The organism is Streptomyces sp. BE303 (assembly GCF_036290945.1).
GTDB lineage: Bacteria > Actinomycetota > Actinomycetes > Streptomycetales > Streptomycetaceae > Kitasatospora.
This window is the reverse complement of the sequence record NZ_JAQYWZ010000444.1, coordinates 1-306: the sequence shown is the minus strand read 5'-3', so window position 1 is coordinate 306 and position 306 is coordinate 1. Positions and strand designations below refer to the sequence as shown.

The following is a 306-nucleotide window of genomic DNA, read 5'->3' as shown; positions in this document are numbered from 1 at the left end:
CTTCGGCCCCGTCCTGTCCGTCATCGAGTGCGACGGCTACGAGGACGCCATGCGCATCTCCAACTCGGTGAAGTACGGGATGTCCGGCACCGTCTTCACCCAGAACCCGTCCCTGATGTTCCAGGCCCTCCAGGACTTCCCGGCGGGCATGCTGCACGTCAACCGCCCGGGTGTCGGCGCGTACTCCCACCTGCCGCACATGGGGGCGAAGGCCTCGCAGCTCGGCGCCCCGGAGTGCTCCCCGGACGTGTGGGACTTCTACACCGACCTGCGCTCCGCCTGCATCCGGTACTGACGCCCCGCCCG

General features: G+C 69.0%; 1 protein-coding gene. It reads left to right on the top strand.

Features of this window, described 5'->3' with window-relative positions; genetic code table 11:
• A partial coding sequence (locus PUR56_RS08730) for an aldehyde dehydrogenase family protein (RefSeq protein WP_329948456.1) occupies positions 1 to 295 on the top strand: 295 nt, incomplete at its 5' end.
• Positions 296 to 306 lie beyond the last annotated feature (11 nt).